Below are 17,989 nucleotides of genomic sequence, written 5' to 3'. Positions count from 1 at the left end.
CGGTGCTTCGGACGATGAGCACGGAACTCGACCCCCGAAGTCATTCGGATCCTGAGACCCTACTTCGCGTGGAAAATCTCTCGATCCGCTTCGATGGCGCCCCTCCGGGCGTCAATGTGGTGGACGATGTTTCCTTCTCGGTCGCCAAGGGCAAGACCCTTTGCCTGGTCGGAGAATCCGGCTGCGGGAAGAGCGTCACAGCGCTCTCTCTTATGGGGCTTCTTCCGACACCTCCGGCGAGGCTCGTGAACGGGACTGCCCAATTCCGCGGGAAAGATCTTTTTGGCCTTTCCGAGCGAGAGCGAGCCGACATGCGCGGCAACCGGACCGCGATGATCTTCCAGGAGCCCATGACCTCGCTCAATCCCGCCTTCACGGTGGGGGACCAGATCACGGAAGGCATTCTCCGCCACAGGAAGGTGTCGAAGGCCGACGCAAGGGAGCGGGCTCTCGACATGCTCCGGCGGGTCCGGATTCCCGCACCGGAAAAGCGCATGCAGGCCTATCCTCATGAGATGTCGGGCGGCATGCGCCAGCGCATCATGATTGCCATGGCTCTTGCCAACGAGCCGGAACTGCTGATCGCCGACGAGCCGACGACCGCCCTCGACGTGACGATCCAGGCGCAGATCATCTCCCTCATCCGCCGCCTTCAGGACGAAAGCGGCATGGCGATGATCCTGATCACCCATGACCTCGGTGTCGTCGCGGAGGTCGCCGATGACGTCGCCGTCATGTACGCCGGAAGGATCGTCGAAGCTGGCCCCGTCGAGGCGATCTTCGACGATCCGCAGCATCCCTATACGATCGGGCTGATGGGCTCCGTCCCGTCGCTCGGCCGCCGCCAGGGGCGCCTCGCCACGATCCGCGGCACGGTTCCGCCAGCCGAACTCATGCCTAAGGGATGCCGTTTCGCGCCTCGTTGCCCCTTTGCCGACACACGCTGCGATACGGAGCCCCCACCTCTCGCAGAGCTCTCACCCGGGCATTCGGCACGCTGCTGGTACGCCCCGCTCGAAATCCACCGGGGAGGTGCGGCATGAATAGCGACGACGTCATTCTACAGGGGGTCGGCCTGGTCAAGCACTTCGGCGGCGGTGGCCTCTTCTCTTCGCAGACCGTCGTTCATGCGGTGGACGGAGTGTCCCTGTCGGTCCGCCGGGGCGAAACCCTTGCGGTCGTCGGTGAATCGGGCTGCGGAAAGTCGACTCTTGGCCGCCTTCTCCTAAGGCTGATCGAGCCCACAGCGGGTGACGTTCTCTACGAGAGCCGGTCAATCCTATCCCTCGACCAGGGTGAGATGCGACGCCTCCGGCGCGAATTGCAGATCATTTTCCAGGACCCCTTCGCTTCCCTTAATCCACGCATGACCGTGGGCGACATCGTCGGCGAGCCGATCTGGCTGCACGGGCTCGGGAAGGGAGCGCAGAGGCGGGAACAGGTTGCGGAGCTTCTGCGCACGGTCGGCCTGCTGCCCGCCCATGCGAACCGCTATCCGCACGAGTTCTCGGGCGGCCAGCGCCAGCGCATCGGCATCGCCCGGGCGCTCGCCGGTGAGCCGAAGCTGATCGTCGGGGACGAGCCCGTCTCGGCCCTCGACGTTTCGATCCAGGCCCAAATCGTCAACCTCCTCGAAGACCTGAAGGACCGTTTCGGGCTCACACTCGTGATCGTGGCGCACGACCTCGCGGTCATCCGCCATATGAGCGACCGGGTCGCGGTCATGTATCTCGGAGAGATCGTCGAGCTCAGCGCGACGGACGACCTGTTCGACCGTCCGCTCCATCCCTATACACAGGCGCTCCTGACGGCCATCCCGATCCCGAGCCCTGCGGGCCGCAAGCCCAAGCCCCTTCTCCAAGGCGATGTGCCGAGTCCGACATCTCCGCCGTCTGGATGCCGCTTTCATACGCGCTGCCCTCATGCGCGCCCGATCTGCCGGGAGCAGCGCCCCCTGTTCGAAGATGCCGGCGACGGCCGACACGTTGCCTGTCACTTCTGGCGCGAGATCCAGAACGCGGGTGCGGGCAGCATTTCGGCCCCACCCCCAAGCCCTGCGCTCGCCAAGCGCATGGCGCTCTACAAGGCTTGGCGAGAACGGCAAGACGAGGCCGCAAATCCAGGCCGCTAAGAACCAGACAAGAACCAGAGGAGAGAGAATTGAAGAAGTCACTTTTCCCGCTCGCAATGACCGTCGCGCTCGCGATGGGCACCGCAGCATCCGCCCAGACCCTCCGGATCGGCCTCAACGAGGATCCGGACGTGCTTGATCCGCATCGCGCCCGGACATTCGTGGGGCGGATCGTCTTCACGTCGTTGTGCGACAAGCTCATCGACATCACGCCCGAGCTGAAGTTTGTCCCTCAGCTGGCAACAGAATGGACTTGGACGGATCCCAAGACCCTCACGTTCAAGCTGCGTCCGGGGGTCAAGTTCCATGATGGAGAGCCCTTGAACGCCGCCGCCGTGAAGGCGAACATCGACCGTGCCCGGACTCTGCCCGACAGCCTGCGCAAGAGTGAGCTCGGCTCGGTGGAAAGCGTCGAGGCCGTCGACGACATGACTGTGGCGCTCAAACTGTCCCGGCCCGATGCGACGCTCCTGTCGCAGCTCTCCGACCGCGCCGGCATGATGATGTCGCCCAAGGCCCTCGCATCTGCCGATTTCGGCCAGAAGCCCGTCTGCTCAGGTCCCTTCCGGTTCGTCGAGCGCGTGCAGAACGACCGCATCGTCCTGGAGCGCTTCAAGGATTACTGGGACGCCAAGGACTATAACTTCGAGAAGGTCGTCTTCCAGCCGATTCCGGATACGACCGTTCGCCTCGCCAATCTCAAGGCCGGCAATCTCGACATGCTGGAGCGCCTTGCGCCGAGCGACGTCGCGGCCGTGAAGCAGGATTCCTCCCTCACCTTCGCGCCGGTCAGCGGCATCGGCTACCAGGGCCTGACAATCAACACCAATAACGGCGAGCGCTCCAAGTCCCCGCTCGGACAGGACAAGCGGGTCCGCCAGGCTCTCGAATACGCCATCGACCGCGACGTCATCAACGAGGTCGTGGGCCAGGGCATCTTCCCGCCGGCGGGACAACCCTTCCCGGAAGCCAGCCCTTATAACGACAAGAAGTTCGCGGCCAAGAAGCGCGATGTCGAGAAGGCCAAGAAGCTCCTGAAGGAGGCAGGCGTCGACAAGGTGAAGTTCGACCTGACCTTCGGCACGAGCACGACGACGCAGCAGATCGCCGAGATCATCCAGGCCATGGCGGCCGAGGCCGGATTCGATATCTCTCTGCGTCCCACCGAGTTCGCGGCCATGCAGAAAGAGGCCCAGGCCGGGAACTTCGACGTCAACGTGATCGGTTGGTCCGGCCGTGTCGATCCCGACGGCAACATCCACCCCTTCGTGACCTGCAAGGGTGGTCTCAACGACGGCCGCTATTGCAATCCGGAAGTCGACAGGCTCCTCAACGAGGCGCGCGCCGTCACGGACGAGGCGAAGCGCAAGGAGCTGTACGATGCGGCGCAGACGATCCTCCAGGACGAACTGCCTATCATCTACAACTACTACCAGCCCTGGCCCTTCGTTCTGGCCAAGAAGGTGCAGGGCTTCCGCCCCTATCCGGACGGCATGATCCGGCTCAAGGGCGTGAAGTTCTCGTCCTAAAGACCACGGCTCCAGGCCTGCCCGGTCGCGGACCGGGCAGGCTCCTCCGATATCGCAGAGAAGAAGCCAGAGCCCTATGCTCCGCTACATCGCCAAGCGCATCCTGATCGCCATCCCGACCATATTGATCGTGTCGGTCCTGGTCTTCACCCTGCAGCAGCTCCTGCCGGGAGACCCCGTGCTGACCCTGGCGGGCGAGGAGCGGGATCCGCAGGTCCTGGCCTTCCTGCGCGAGAAATATCGTCTCGATGACCCGATCCCGGTCCAGTATTTCGCCTGGATCGGCCAGGTTCTTCAGGGGAATCTCGGCATCTCCCTGCGCACGGACATTCCCGTCCTGACGCTGATCTTGGGCAAGCTGCCGGTCACGATCGAGCTTGCGATCTTCGCCATGATCGTGGCCTTCGCCATCGGGATTCCGGCCGGGATCCTCTCTGCCGTCAGAAAAGGGACGTCCGTCGACTATGCCGCCAACGTGGTGGCGCTGTCCGGGCTGTCGATCCCCAATTTCTGGCTCGGCATTCTCCTCATCATGCTGGTCTCGGTGCGCTGGAAGCTTCTGCCCGCCTCGGGCTTTGTCCCGCCGAGCGAAGACCTGTGGCTCAACATCAAGACCATGATCATGCCGGCCTTTGTGCTCGGCACGGGGCTCGCCGCGAGCCTGATGCGGCATACGCGCAGCGCTATGCTGGGCGTGCTGCGCTCCGACTACATCCGCACGGCGCGCGCGAAAGGCCTGCTCGGGCGGGTGGTGATCATGAAGCACGCCCTGCGCAATGCACTCGTGCCCATCATTACCCTTTCAACGCTCCTGTTCGGCGAGCTCCTCGCCGGTGCGGTGCTGACCGAGCAGATCTTTACGATCCCAGGCTTCGGCAAGCTCATCGTGGATGCGGTCTTCAACCGTGACTACGCGGTGGTGCAGGGGGTCGTCCTGTGTACGGCCGTCGGCTTCATCCTCATGAACCTGCTTGCCGACGTCCTCTACGTTCTCGCCAATCCCCGCCTGAGGCACGCCCGATGACGCTCGCCATCACGGAAGACCTTGCGCTTCCCAAGAAGCGCAACCGCGTTCTGGCCAAGTTCCTGAAGAACCGCAGCGCCTTGTTCGGTGCCATCATCGTGCTTTTCTTCGTGGCGGTCGCCCTCGTGGCGCCGCTTGTGGCGCCGTTCGATCCCGTGAAGCCGAGCTTCATGACGATCCGCAAGCCACCCTCCGCCATCTTCTGGTTCGGCACGGACGAGCTGGGCCGCGACGTGTTTTCGCGCATGGTGTGGGGAGCCAGAGCCTCCCTTTCGGCGGGCGTCGTCTCGGTGGCCATCGCCGTTCTCCTGGGCGTGCCCTTCGGCCTCGTCTCGGGCTATTTCGGCGGATGGATCGATGCCGTAATCTCGCGCTCGACCGACGCGATGCTGGCCATTCCGTTCCTGATCTTCGCCATCGCTCTTGCGGCGTTCCTGGGCCCCAGCCTGACCAACGCCATGATCGCCATCGGCCTCTCGGCTATGCCGATCTTCATCCGGCTCACGCGCGGCCAGGTCCTGTCGGTCAAGGCGGAGGATTACGTCGAGGGGGCCCGCGCCATCGGCCTTCCCGACTTCTGGATCCTTGTCCGCTACGTCCTGCCGAACGTCATTCCGCCGATCCTGGTCCAAGCGACGCTCACGATCGCCAGCGCCATCATCGCGGAAGCGAGCCTCTCGTTCCTCGGCCTCGGGCAGCAGCCGCCGAACCCCTCCTGGGGATCCATGCTCAACACGGCCAAGAACTTCATGGAACAGGCGCCATGGATGTCCTTCTTCCCCGGCTCCGCCATCTTCCTCATCGTGCTCGGCTTCAATCTCCTTGGAGACGGCCTGCGCGATGCCCTGGACCCTCGCGAAAACTAACATCTCAACCGGATTAGTCACATGTTCACGACAAGGCCTGAAATCCTCGGCACATTTGGCATCGTCACGTCGACGCACTGGCTCGCCTCCGCGGCCGGCATGGCGATGCTCGAGAAGAACGGTAACGCCTTCGACGCCTGCGTCGCGTCCGGCTTCGTTCTCCAGGTCGTCGAGCCGCATCTCGTCGGCCCCGCCGGCGAGGTTCCGGCCGTCTTCTATTCCGCGAAGACCAAGAAGGTCGAGGTGCTGTGCGGTCAGGGAACGGCGCCGAGGGGCGCGACGATCGAGCATTACAAGCGCGAGGGACTGTCGCTCATTCCGGGGAACGGGCTCCTTGCCACGGTTATACCCGGCGCCTTTGACGCGTGGATGATTCTCCTGCGCGATCATGGCAGCCTGCGCCTGCGCGAAGTGCTGGAGCCTGCAATCTACTACGCCGAAAAGGGGCACCCGCTTCTGCCGCGCGTGTCGGATACGATCAAAGGCCTCAAGGATTTCTTCGAGACCGAATGGCCGACTTCGTCTGCCGTCTTCCTGCCGGGCGGAAACGTGCCCGAGGCACGCAAGCTCTTCCGCAACCCACAACTGGCCGAAACCTGGAAGCGCATCCTTCGGGAAGCCGAAGCGAAAGGCCGCGACCGCGAAGGGGAAATCGAGGCGGCTCGGGAAGCCTTCTACAAAGGCTTCGTAGCCGAGGCGATCGACCGTTTCGCCCGCAGCCATGAGGTCATGGATCAGTCGGGCTCCCGGCACCGGGGCGTCATTACGGCGGACGACATGGCCTCCTGGTCCGCAAGCTACGATGCGCCTCAGACCTACGAGTATCACAATTACCGCGTCAACAAGATCCGCCCATGGGGGCAGGGACCGGTCTTCCTCCAGACGCTGGCTCTTCTCAAGGGCTTCGACCTGGAGTCCATGGGGCCGACGAGCGCCTCCTTCATCCACACGGTCGTGGAAGCGATGAAGCTCGCCTTCGCGGATCGGGAAGCCTATTACGGCGACCCGAACTTTGTGAAGGTTCCTATGGAGACGCTCCTCTCCGACGCCTATTCGGACGAGCGGCGCAAGCTGATCGGCGAGCGTGCCTCACTGGAGCTGCGGCCCGGACATGTGGACGGATATGAGCTGCAGGTCGAGCGCATGATGAAGGCTCTGCGCGAACTCTCCACCACGGACCGCAAGGTGATGGGCAGCGAGCCGACTCTTGCGTCCATGCGCTCCGCGCGCCGGGGCGACACGGTGCATATCGACGTGGTCGACCGGCATGGGAACATGATCGCCGCCATGCCGTCCGGCGGATGGCTGCAATCCTCGCCGGTGATCCCTGAGCTGGGCTTCATGCTCAACTCCCGCGCCCAAATGTTCTGGCTGGAGACAGGGCTTCCGGCGAGCCTGGAGCCGGGCAAGCGGCCGCGCACCACCCTCACCCCGACGCTCGCCGAGAAGGACGGTGAACCCTACATGGTGTTCGGCTCTCCGGGCGGCGACCAGCAGGAGCAGTGGCAGCTGCTGCTCTTCCTGCGCCATGCCCATCACGGCCTCAACCTGCAGGAGGCCATCGATCTGCCCATGGCGCACACGGCACATTTCCCCTCCTCCTTCTACCCTCGGGAGCAGAAGCCCGGGCATCTGGCGGCAGAGGAGGGTTTCGGTCCCGAGGTTCTGGAGGAGCTGCGGGCGCGCGGACACGACGTCGATACCATGCCGATCTGGACCATCGGGCGCCTCGTGGCGGCCAGTCGCGACAAGGATGGGCTGCTCCATGGGGCGGCCACTCCGCGCCTGATGCAGGCCTACGCGGTCGGACGGTAACGATCTCCGGTGAAGAGCGGGCCCCTCCCCGGGCCCGCCGTTCCGGAGACGGATGCGCTCAGGTGTAAGTCCGCTCGTCCGCGATGACCTTGCCGTCGTTCGGCAGGGCTCCGGGCGGCACGATCTCTACACGGCCCTTCATCTTGGTCAGGTCCTGGAGCGTGGCCGCGAGGGCGACGGCGAGAGCGGCCTCGCGGGCTTCCGCCTTCAGGGTCATCACGTCCGCCTCTCCTTCTCGGGTCACCACGAGACGCAGGCGGCCAGCTTCCGGATGCTTGCGGCCGATCTCGGCAATTTGCTCGGGCCGCACGAACATGCCCTTCACCTTCGTGGCTTGGTCGGCGCGCCCCATCCAGCCCTTGATGCGCATGTTCGTGCGGCCGCAGGGGCTCTGCCCCGACATAACAGCACTCAGGTCACCCAGGGCGAGACGGATCCAGGGGCGGTGCGGATCGAGGGTCGTCACGACGACTTCGCCAACCTCTCCCTCGGGAACCGGATCGCCGGTTCCCGGCCGGACGATCTCGACGATAATGTTCTCGTTGACCACGAGACCCTCCCTTGCGGACGTCTCGTACGCGATGAAGCCGAGATCGGCCGTTGCATAGGCCTGGTAGGCCGCAATCCCGCGCTCGGCGAACTCCTCCTGGAGGGAGCGGGGAAAGGCCGCGCCGGAGACCAGCGCGCGCCGGATGGACGAGAGATCCTTTCCGGCCGCAGCCGCACCGTCCAGGAGGATCTTGAGGAAGTCCGGTGTTCCCGTATAGGCGACAGGCCGGTACGCCCCGATCACCTCATATTGCAGCTCCACATTACCCGGCCCTGCCGGAATCACGGCACAGCCCAGGGCACGCGCGCCCGAATCCATGATGAAGCCACCGGGCGTCATGTGATAGCTCAGGGTGTTGAGGACCACGTCTCCCTTGCGGAAGCCCGCAGCATAAAGACCGCGCCCCGCCCGCCAGACATCGGACTCGACGCCTTCCGGCTCGAAAATCGGCCCCGGCGAGGTGAAGAGCCGTCCGAACGCCTCCATCGATCCGGGAACGAAGCCGCCGAATGGCATCGAGGTCTGCTGCAAGGCCGGCAGCTCGGACTTACGCAGGACCGGCAGGCGGGCAAGCGCCTCACGGCTCGAAATTGCGTCCGGGTCGACACCACGCATGCGCGCCGCGTAGGCGGGAGCCTGAATGGCCTTTTTCAAAATGCTTGGCAGACGGGCAAACAGGTCCGCGTCGCGTTCGGCTTGGCTGCGCGTTTCGAGCGCATCGAAAAACTCGGTCACAGATAGAGCTCTCTTCAACGGTCAGGGAAAGGCGCGTCAGGCGAGCCAGCGCTTGCGGCGCTTGTAGCTCTTCACTTCGAGGAACGATTTGCGGTCCCCTTCGGAGACGCCGAGATAGAATTCCTTCACGTCCTCATTCTCGCGGAGCATGGAGGCAGGGCCGTCCATTACGACGCGTCCTGTCTCGAGGATATAGCCGTAGGTGGCGTATTTCAGCGCCATATTGGTGTTCTGCTCCGCGAGGAGGAAAGACACGCCTTCCGTCTCGTTGAGCTTGCGGACGATCTCGAAGATCTCTTCCACGATCTGCGGCGCGAGCCCCATCGAAGGCTCGTCCAGGAGGATCATCTTGGGCCGGGACATCATGGCCCGGCCGATGGCACACATCTGCTGCTCGCCCCCCGAGGTATAGCCCGCCATGGAACCTCGGCGCTGCTTGAGGCGCGGGAAATAATCGTAGATCGCTTCCAGGTCGCGCCGGATGGCAGCCTGACCGTCCCTCCGGGTGAAGGCGCCCGTCAGGAGGTTCTCCTCGATGGTCAGGTGGCCGAAGCAGTGCCGCCCCTCCAGAACCTGGATGCAACCGCGCCGCACGAGTTCGTTTGGGGAGAGACGATCCACGCGCTCTCCGTCGAACATGATGCTGCCCTTGGTCACCTCTCCACGCTCCGCATGGAGAAGGTTGGAAATGGCCTTCAGCGTGGTCGTCTTGCCGGCCCCATTGGCCCCGAGGAGTGCCACGATGCCGCCGCGAGAGACTGAGAGCGAGACGCCCTTCAGAACCAGGATCACATGATCGTAGATGACCTCGATATTGTTGACGGACAGGACAAGATCCTCATGCGGCTTGCGATCCGCCTCCAGGGTGTGCGTCGTTCGTTCCACCGGGATCTCCTTTCCGTCCATTTGGCCTGCGGGCAGGTTGAGACCGCCCGCAGGAAATCATCCGAGGAGCGTCAGCTCGCCTTGTCGCAAGCCTCCGTCCGCTTGGGCCAGCCCGCATTCTTCTCGGCATAGTCCTTCGCGGCAGCCTCGAGCTGCGCCTTCACGCGATCGCTCATGGGCTCGATGGGATCGGAGATCTTCACCCATTTGGTTCCGTCCCATTCCTGCATGAAGGCGGGGCGGTGGCCGTTATGATCATCACAGGACAGGGTGATCTGGTCCGTGAAACCCTCCAGGCCGAGCGCCTTGAGACGGGCCGGATCGAGCTTGATGGTCTCCATGCCCCGGCGCACGTCCTCTCCGGTCACAGCCTTCTTGCCCGTCAGCCTCTGGGCATTGGCGATGGCCTCGGCGATCAGGAGGGAATTATAGACGCCGCGGTTGTAGAGAAGCTCGCCAACCTTCTCCTTCGAGGCTTTCGACAATCCCTTATCTACGACGTTCTTGAGAATGTCCTGAAGGGCCGGGTAGCTCGTTCCGACACCATGCCAGTTGAGCATCTTGAAGCCCTTCGCGCCCGCGCCGCCGCTTCTGGCGTCATCCTCTCCCGGCCACCAGACGGACAGGAACTTGTCCATCGGGTAGCCGGAGCGCACGGCCTCCTTGATCGCGCCGCCATTCATGGAACCCCAGCCCCACATGATCATGTAATCGGGCCGGTCACGGCGCACGCTCAGCCACTGGGACGACTGGTTCTGCATGTCCTGGGCGGCCACCGGATAGAGCTTGACCTCGAAGCCGAGCTCCTTCGAGAGTTCCTCGAGGAGCGGAATCGGCTCCTTGCCGAAGCTGGCATCGAGATGGAGGAAGCCGATCTTCTTGCCTTTCAGCTTGTCGAGCCCGCCCTCCTTCTCGCCGATATACTTGATGATCATTGACATGCCGTCCCAGTACGTGGTCGGCGGATTGAAGACCCAGGGGAAGATGTCGCCACGGGCAGAAGCCGAGAGTCCATAGGCCATGGATAGGATCGGGATCTTATCGACCGCCGCGCGCGGGATCAGGGGCAGCGTGATGCCGGTCGACCAGGGATTGACGATGACCGGGTTCTTGCCCTTCACGGCCTCATAGCACTCGACACCCTTCTTGGTGTCGTATCCGGTCTCGCATTCCTCGATCACTAACTTCACGCCGCCGATGCCGCCGTCCCGCTGGTTCAGCATCTCCAGATAATCGTGCATCCCGTCCGCAATAAATGTTCCGGATCCGGCAAAGGGCCCGGTCCGGTAGGTGAACAGGGGGACATAGATGGAATCCTGTGCGGCGGCGGGCGCAGCCGCTCCCCCCATCAGCAACGCGGCGGCTAGTCCTAGACTCACTCTGCGAAACGACATCGGCGTTCCTCCCATGTTATCCGGCCAAGCCGGTCCTTGCTGAGCGACGTCTCCCTGGCGGTCTTAGCCCCTCCCCACACTCAATAGGGGAATGGCCAGACCAGGAGCTTCTGTTTGCCGATCTGCCAAAGCCGCGCGAGTCCGTGCGGTTCGACGATCAGGAAAAAGATGATGAGTGCGCCCACGATCATGAAGCGCAGATGCTCGATGGTCTCGGCCCCGACGGATAGGCCGAAGGGCGACAGAATTGCCGGCAGTACGATGCCGAGGACGATCGGCATGATGAAGATCAGTGCTGCGCCGAAGAAAGACCCGATCAGGCTTCCGAGGCCGCCGATGATCACCATGAAGAGGATGAAGAAGGACTGGTTGATGTTAAAAACGTCGTACTCCGCGCCGCCGTACCAGAGGAACACCATCAGGGCTCCGGCGACGCCGCAATAATAGGACGAGACCGCAAAGGCGAGCAGCTTCGTCTGGAGCAGGCGGATGCCCATGAGTTCGGCGGCGAGGTCCATGTCGCGCACGGCGATCCACATGCGGCCGATCCGGCCGCGAACGAGGTTCGAGGCGAGCCAGGTGAGGACGATGACGAGGGTCAGGACCACGAGATAGCGCGTCTGCGACGTCGCCGTCGCTCCAACGACCGGGACCCCGAACAGTGTCCGCAAGGGAGCGTCGAGGGCGCCGGAGACGTTGTAGTTGACGAGCCATGGCACCCGGATGAAGCACCATTGCAGAAAGAACTGGGCGGCCAGGGTTGCAACCGCGAGATAGAAGCCCTTGATGCGTAAGGATGGCAGCCCGAAGAGCGCCCCCACGGCGGCAGAGAAGAAGCCTGACACCAGAATCCAAACGATGACGTTCACGTCCGGGAAAGCCGTCATGAGCTTGTAGCAGGCATAGGCCCCTACCCCCATGAAAGCGCCCGTCCCGAGGGAGAGCTGCCCGGCATAGCCCGTGAGAATGTTGAGGCCGATGGCGGCCAGCGAGAAGACCAGGAAGGGGATCAGGACGGCCTGCAACAGGAAGTCGCTTCCCACGAAGGCGAGCGCATAGGCGACCGCCACGATGACGGCGATGCCGATCCTGTCCTCGCGCAGGCGGAAGACCGCCATGTCGGACGAATAGGTGGTCTTGAACTGTCCGGCTTCACGATAGAGCACGCAGGGTTCCTCTCAGATGCGTTCGATGATGCGCTCCCCGAACATGCCCTGGGGCCTGTAGAGGAGGAAAAGGAGCGCGATGACATAGGCGAGCCAGGTATCGATCCCGCCGCCGACGAGGGGGCCCCAGTAGAACTCCCCGACCTTCTCGCCGATGCCGACGACGAGCCCTCCGATGATGGCCCCTGGGATCGACGTGAAGCCGCCGAGGATCAGCACCGGCAGGGCCTTCAGGGCGATGATCTGGAGTGAGAACGAAACGCCCGAGCGGGCGCCCCACATGATGCCGGCCACGAGAGCCACGATGCCGGCCGCAAACCAAACGATGACCCAGATCTGGTTGAGCGAAATTCCGACCGAGAGTGCCGCCTTATGACTGTCCGCCACGGCCCGCAGGGCGCGGCCGATCCGGGTCTTCGAGAAGAAGACCGCAAGGCCCGCGATGATGAGGGAGGCGATGATCGCTGCCGCGATATCGAGATGTTGGAATCGGACCGGGCCGCCCATGATGGTCAGTTCCGTCACGCCCTGAGGCAGATAGAGCGCATCCGTGATCATCTCCTTCGGCGATCCGCCGAAGATCAGCTCACCCAGACCGATCAAAAGATAGGTCAGGCCGAAGGTTGCCATGAAGAGGATGATGTCCGGCTGGTTGACGAGGGGGCGCAGCACTACCCGCTCGACCGCCATCGCGAGAAGCAGCATGACGCCTGCCGTCAGGAGCAGGGCGAGCAAAGCGGGCACGCCTAGCTCATAGAAGCCGATCAGGGTCAGGGCCGCAAAGACGACCATGATGCCCTGCGCGAAGTTGAACACGCCGGAGGCCTTGAAGATCAGGACGAAGCCCAGGGCGATCAGGGCATAGAGCACGCCGGATACGAGACCCTCCCAGAGGGTCTGCACCAGGAGGTCCGGGGCCTCGCCCATGAAGACGAAGGGTTCGACCAGGACCTTGTAGAGAATGTCCATCCCACCTCCCTAGTGAGCGACGCCGAGATAGGCATCGACGACGCGCGGATCGCTTTTCACCTCCTCGGGCGTCCCGTCGGCGATCTTGCGGCCGTATTCCAGCACCACGACCCGGTCGGACAGGTCCATGACCACTCCCATGTCGTGCTCGATGAGCGCGATCGTCGTCCCGAACTGCTGATTCACCTCGATGATGAAGCGGGACATGTCCTCCTTCTCCTCCAGGTTCATGCCGGCCATGGGTTCGTCGAGCAGGAGAAGGTCAGGCTCCATCGCGAGGGCGCGCCCGAGTTCCACCCGTTTCTGCAGCCCATAAGGCAGACGCCCCACGGGCGTGCGGCGGATATGCGGGATCTGGAGAAAATCGATGATGTCCTCGACAATCTTGCGATGGGCGACGTCTTCCCGCAGGGCCGGGCCGTGACGAAGGAGCTGCCAGAAGAATCCAGCGCGCATTTTGAGGGAACGCCCGGCCATGATGTTGTCGAGCGTCGACATGCTCTTGAAGAGAGCGACGTTCTGGAAGGTCCGCGCGATGCCGCCGCGTGCCGCCACATAGGGCCGCATCTTGCGCCGCGTCTCGCCCTTGAACGTGATGCGCCCCTCGGACGGATAGTAGAAGCCGTTGATGCAATTGAGCATCGAGGTCTTGCCCGCCCCGTTCGGCCCGATGATCGCCCGGATTTCCCCCTTCCGGATGTCGAAGGACACATCGGTGAGCGCCTTCACGCCTCCGAACCTCAGGGTCACGTTATCGACGGCCAGGAGGACGTCATCCGCGGCTGCTCCCTGCGGATCGAATGGCTTCATTCTGCTGCCTCCGGAAGTGCGGCGCCGTCATTATAGGGATGGGGCGCCATGTCGCGCAGCTTGACCCGGGCGGAAATCGTTCCCTTCCGCCCGTCCTCAAAGGTAACCTCGGTGGTAACGTCCTTCTCCTGCGACCCGTCGTAAAGCGCCTGGATGAGGGGCGCATACCGCTCCGCGATGAAGCCCCGGCGAACCTTCTGGGTGCGGGTGAGCTCCCCGTCATCGGCATCGAGCTCCTTATGCAGGATCAGAAAGCGCTTGATCTGGGCCCCTCCCATGCGCGGCTCGCCGGCCAGGGATCGATTGACCTCGTCCACGTGCTTCTCGATCATGTCGTAGACGAGCGGATGCCCAGCAAGCTCCTGGTAGGATGCATAAGTCACGCCGTTCCGTTCCGCCCAGTTGCTGACGGCGACGAGATCGATGTTGATGAAACAGCCGACATAATCGCGCCCGTCACCGAAGCAGACGGCTTCCTTGATATTCGGATAGAACTTGAGCTTGTTCTCGATGTATTTGGGCGGGAACAGGGACCCGTCGCGCAGGCGCCCTACATCCTTGGCCCGGTCGATGATCTTGAGGTGCCCCGACGCATCGAAGAAACCGGCATCGCCCGAATGAACGAAGCCGTCCGGTGTCTTGGTCTCAGCCGTCTTCTCGTCATCCTTGTAATAACCGAGGAAGACGCCCGGCGAGCGATAGAGAACCTCGCCACTCTCGTCGATCCGGATTTCGACCCGCGGCACCGGCCGGCCGACGGTATCGGCATGGATCTCCCCGTCGGGCTGCATCGTGATGTAAACGGAGGCTTCCGTCTGTCCATAGAGCTGCTTGAGATTGACGCCGATGGAGCGGTAAAAGCGGAAGATCTCCGGCCCGATGGCCTCGCCGGCCGTGTACCCGACCTTGACGCGGGTCATGCCGTAGCGGTTGCGCAGCGGCGCATAGACCAGGACGTTCCCCATTTGCCAGACGAGGCGGTCCCAGAGGCCGACGCTCCTGTCGCGGTTGAGGATCCTCTCGCCCACTCTTGCGGCATGGTCGATGAAGAACCTGAACATGCGCCGCTTCAGAGCACTTGCGTCCTCCATGCGCACCATGGTGAGCGTCAGCAGGCTCTCGAACACGCGGGGTGGCGCGAAAATATAGGTGGCACCGATCTCGCGCCTGTCATCCGCGATGGTTTCAGGGCTTTCAGGACAGTTCACGCAGAGTCCTGACAGGATGGCCTGAGCATAGGAGAAGATGTGATCGCCCACCCAGGCGATGGGCAGATAGGCGATGATCTCGTCGTTCTCATCGAGCCTGTCGAAGTTGCAGCCGATCTCCGCCGCGGCGATCACGCTCTCGAAAGTCAGCATCACGCCCTTAGGCCGGCCGGTTGTGCCCGAGGTGTACAGGATGACGGCGAGATCGGCGCCCCTGCCGAGTTCCATTTCCTTCTCGAGCAAGGCCGTCCATTCCGGCTCCTTGAGTTTCTCGCGCCCCTGTTCGACCACCGCCCGGATCGGATGCAGGCGGCTGTGGTCGTAGTCCCGGAGGCCGCGATCCTCGTCGTAGAGGATCCGCTCGAGCTGCGGAAGCTTGGCCGCAATGGAGATCAGCTTGTCGACCTGCTCCTGGTCCTGGACCGCCGCATGGGTCACCTCCGCATGAGCCAGCACGTAGGCCATCTCGTCGGCTACGGAATCCGCATAAACTGGAACCGGCGTAGCGCCGATCCATTGAGCGGCCATGATCGTCCAGTACAGATAGGGTCGGTTATGCCCGATGACTGCGATCTTGCCGCCGCGCGTGAGGCCTAGGTCGAGGAGACCTGCCGCATAGGCTCGGACGATGTCGTGGACCTCGGCCCAGGTCCAGGATTGCCAGATCCCCAGATCCTTGTGCCGGAACGCCGTCCGCTGCGGGCGTAGACGTGCATTGCTGACGATCAGCTTCGGGAACGTGTCCTCGCGCGAGTCAGCGGCCGTCGTCACCGACGCCTCCTCTCCGGATGCGGCATTGCACTGGGCATGCCGCGGCTTCGTTTCCTCTGCGGCGTAGTTTTTCCTACGCACTTTGCCGATCTGTCCGGCTTTGCCCTCAAGGGGCTTTGATGCAGGGCATTCTGTATCGGGGCCCATCTTTCGACAAGGCCCCGCTCTTCCCCAGCAACCACTACGTTGGGCTAATGCGACGTCCCGGCCGGCTCGTTGCCTCCGAAAGGGCGTGGAAGCGATTTTTTGCAGGTTTCCAGCCATCCCGTGGAATAAAGAGGTCGGTCGCAGCGTCTCATTGGGTGGTTCGATCCGAACCCAGGGAGATAAGCTGTGATAAAGCAAACGATCTATACGGCCGCATTGCTCGGCATTTTGTTCGGCGCAGGCACCGCGATGGCCCAGGGCATGGCGCCGGCGAAGGTGGCGGAGACCTCGAAGGGCAAGGTGCTCGTCGACGCAAAGGGCATGACGCTCTATACCTTCGACAAGGACAGCGCCGGCAAATCCGCCTGTAACGGCACCTGCGCCCAGAATTGGCCTCCTTTGATGGCCGATGCGAGCGCAAAGGCCAGTGGAGACTGGAGCCCTGTGAAGCGTGACGACGGCTCGATGCAATGGGCCTACAAGGGTCATCCGCTTTATACATGGGTCAAGGATACCAAGCCCGGCGACACTACGGGCGACGGCGTCAACAATATCTGGCACGTTGCGGCTCCCTAAGCCCACACAGGACGAAGGCACCTGTCTTGGACGAGATCGCCGCCCTTCTGGAGCCTCTGATCCCGGGATTGAGGCGTTACGCCTGGGCCCTCCTGAGGGATGACGAAGCTGCGGACGATCTCGTCCAGGATACTCTCGAACGCGCCATCGGCCGCTGGCATTCCCGCCACCGGGACGGTGGATTGAAGGCATGGCTGTTCGCCATTCAGCACAATCTGTTCCTGGACAGGATGCGCCAACGGAAGCGCCGTGGCCTCCAGGTAAGCGCGGATGTCCTTACCGACATGGCTGCGCCGGGCACCGAACCGGAACACCATGCCGGCCTCCGCGACATCCTTACGGCGCTCAATTCGCTTCCCGAAGAGCAGCGATCCGTCATGCTCCTCGTCAGCGTGGAGGACCTCTCTTACGAGGATGCGGCCAGGGCTCTCGGCATACCGGTCGGTACCGTTATGTCGCGCCTGAGCCGGGGTCGGGAGAAGATGAGGCGGTTCATGGACATAGGAGGCACGACAGTGCTCAGGAGAGTGAAATGACGGTCGAGCGCCCGATCGGCGAGGACGACCTTCAGGCCTATGTGGACGGATATTTGCAGCCCGACCGCAGGGCGGCCGTGGATGCCTACCTTGCGTCACACGACGAGGCCGCAGCACAGGTCGCTGCCTATATGCGCCAGCGCGAAGCCCTCCGTCAGCGACTGAGCGGGAAAGCCGGCGAGCCGATCCCCTCACGCCTCCGCGTCGCCAATCTCGTGAGCGAGCGCCGACACTCTCGTTGGCCAAGCCTCGCCACAGCAGCAGCCGTGGCGGGGCTTCTGGCCGGCTCCGTCATTGGAGCCGTGGGCCATGCCTGGTTGACCCGGGAGAGCACGCCCACGGCGCAGGAACGGATCGGGCCTGTCGCACAAGATGCCTTTGCGGCGTACCGGACCTATGTGGTCGAGACCGCTCATCCGGTCGAAGTCGGGGCCAGCCAGGAGGCGCACCTCGTGCAATGGCTTTCGCGCCGACTCGGCAAGCCTCTCCAGGCCCCCGACCTGACGGGCCAGGGCTTCCGCCTCATCGGCGGGCGCCTGCTCCCGGCCGAGTCCTCGCCCGCTGCCCTCTTCATGTACGAGGATACAGCCGGGAGACGCCTGACCCTCTATGCTCGCCCCGGCAGCGGCGACGAACCGACCACGTTCCGCTTCGAGGCACAGGGCAACGTTTCGGCCTTCCTGTGGATCGACCGGGACCTGTCCTATGCGGTGACGGGGCGTATGGAGCGGGAGAAGCTCCTCTTGATCGCCGAGGCGATCTACAGCCAGACCGAGACGCAGCCCACCGAGCGGAAGGGGTCGCTCTAAAGGCAAGGGTTGCGGCGCTGATGGCAACGGCCTTCGAGGCGAGCGGTTTTCCAAACCTATCTGAGCCC

General features: G+C 63.4%; 16 protein-coding genes. 9 read left to right on the top strand and 7 right to left on the bottom strand.

Translation table 11 applies throughout. The features are described from left to right. Positions 1-14 precede the first annotated feature (14 nt). From C4E04_RS04775 to C4E04_RS04750, 6 genes are all read left to right on the top strand, one after another. Positions 15-1,043 (top strand): ABC transporter ATP-binding protein, encoded by a 1,029-nt coding sequence (locus C4E04_RS04775; protein WP_109600780.1) that lies wholly within the window; start codon positions 15-17, stop codon positions 1,041-1,043. Further along, positions 1,040-2,131, top strand: a complete 1,092-nt coding sequence (locus tag C4E04_RS04770) for an ABC transporter ATP-binding protein (RefSeq protein ID WP_109595443.1) — start codon at positions 1,040-1,042, stop codon at positions 2,129-2,131. The genes C4E04_RS04775 and C4E04_RS04770 overlap by 4 nt, the downstream gene beginning before the upstream one ends. Before the next feature lie 56 nt (positions 2,132-2,187). Continuing rightward, entirely contained in the window at positions 2,188-3,660 is a 1,473-nt protein-coding gene (locus C4E04_RS04765) for an ABC transporter substrate-binding protein (protein WP_109595441.1), read from the top strand. A 76-nt stretch (positions 3,661-3,736) separates the two neighbouring features. Beyond that, positions 3,737-4,684 (top strand): ABC transporter permease, encoded by a 948-nt coding sequence (locus C4E04_RS04760; RefSeq protein ID WP_109595439.1) that lies wholly within the window; start codon positions 3,737-3,739, stop codon positions 4,682-4,684. Continuing rightward, positions 4,681-5,550, top strand: a complete 870-nt coding sequence (locus tag C4E04_RS04755; RefSeq protein WP_109595437.1) for an ABC transporter permease — start codon at positions 4,681-4,683, stop codon at positions 5,548-5,550. Before C4E04_RS04760 ends, C4E04_RS04755 begins: the two co-directional genes overlap by 4 nt. A 21-nt stretch (positions 5,551-5,571) precedes the next feature. Continuing rightward, a complete protein-coding gene (locus tag C4E04_RS04750; protein WP_109595436.1) occupies positions 5,572-7,365 on the top strand; it encodes a gamma-glutamyltransferase family protein in 1,794 nt (597 codons plus the stop codon). Between the two features lie 58 nt (positions 7,366-7,423). On the opposite strand, the gene C4E04_RS04745 is transcribed toward C4E04_RS04750, so the two are convergent. The 7 genes from C4E04_RS04745 to C4E04_RS04715 form a co-directional block, all read right to left on the bottom strand. After that, on the bottom strand, positions 7,424-8,650 hold the full coding sequence (locus C4E04_RS04745) for a phenylacetate--CoA ligase family protein (protein WP_109595434.1): 1,227 nt from the start codon (positions 8,648-8,650) through the stop codon (positions 7,424-7,426). 36 nt (positions 8,651-8,686) lie between these two features. After that, the gene (locus tag C4E04_RS04740) at positions 8,687-9,535 is read right to left on the bottom strand and encodes an ABC transporter ATP-binding protein (protein WP_245416235.1); all 849 of its coding nucleotides are present in this window, start codon (positions 9,533-9,535) and stop codon (positions 8,687-8,689) included. A 71-nt stretch (positions 9,536-9,606) separates the two neighbouring features. Then, positions 9,607-10,929: an ABC transporter substrate-binding protein gene (locus C4E04_RS04735; RefSeq protein ID WP_109595432.1), complete on the bottom strand. Its 1,323-nt coding sequence runs from the start codon at positions 10,927-10,929 to the stop codon at positions 9,607-9,609. A gap of 80 nt (positions 10,930-11,009) precedes the next feature. Beyond that, complete coding sequence (locus C4E04_RS04730; protein ID WP_109595430.1) at positions 11,010-12,095, bottom strand: branched-chain amino acid ABC transporter permease; 1,086 nt, start codon at positions 12,093-12,095, stop codon at positions 11,010-11,012. A gap of 12 nt (positions 12,096-12,107) precedes the next feature. Further along, entirely contained in the window at positions 12,108-13,064 is a 957-nt protein-coding gene (locus tag C4E04_RS04725; protein ID WP_174219251.1) for a branched-chain amino acid ABC transporter permease, read from the bottom strand. A 9-nt stretch (positions 13,065-13,073) separates the two neighbouring features. Further along, positions 13,074-13,874: an ABC transporter ATP-binding protein gene (locus tag C4E04_RS04720; RefSeq protein WP_109595428.1), complete on the bottom strand. Its 801-nt coding sequence runs from the start codon at positions 13,872-13,874 to the stop codon at positions 13,074-13,076. Next, positions 13,871-15,853 (bottom strand): long-chain fatty acid--CoA ligase, encoded by a 1,983-nt coding sequence (locus tag C4E04_RS04715; RefSeq protein WP_245416234.1) that lies wholly within the window; start codon positions 15,851-15,853, stop codon positions 13,871-13,873. The genes C4E04_RS04720 and C4E04_RS04715 overlap by 4 nt, the downstream gene beginning before the upstream one ends. Positions 15,854-16,249: 396 nt before the next feature. Between C4E04_RS04715 and C4E04_RS04710 the strand changes: the two genes are divergently transcribed. From C4E04_RS04710 to C4E04_RS04700, 3 genes are read left to right on the top strand one after another with little or no spacing between them, the layout of a single operon-like run. Beyond that, positions 16,250-16,576, top strand: a complete 327-nt coding sequence (locus C4E04_RS04710) for a hypothetical protein (RefSeq protein WP_109600774.1) — start codon at positions 16,250-16,252, stop codon at positions 16,574-16,576. Between the two features lie 26 nt (positions 16,577-16,602). Beyond that, positions 16,603-17,112 (top strand): sigma-70 family RNA polymerase sigma factor, encoded by a 510-nt coding sequence (locus C4E04_RS04705; RefSeq protein ID WP_109595424.1) that lies wholly within the window; start codon positions 16,603-16,605, stop codon positions 17,110-17,112. Then, positions 17,109-17,921 carry an anti-sigma factor gene (locus tag C4E04_RS04700; RefSeq protein ID WP_109595422.1) on the top strand — a complete coding sequence of 271 codons (813 nt, stop codon included), beginning with the start codon at positions 17,109-17,111 and terminating at the stop codon, positions 17,919-17,921. The genes C4E04_RS04705 and C4E04_RS04700 overlap by 4 nt, the downstream gene beginning before the upstream one ends. Positions 17,922-17,989: the final 68 nt, after the last annotated feature.

It is taken from the genome of Microvirga sp. 17 mud 1-3, from assembly GCF_003151255.1.
Lineage (GTDB): Bacteria > Pseudomonadota > Alphaproteobacteria > Rhizobiales > Beijerinckiaceae > Microvirga.
The sequence above is the reverse complement of the archived record's forward strand: the minus strand, read 5'-3'. Positions and strand labels throughout refer to the sequence as shown.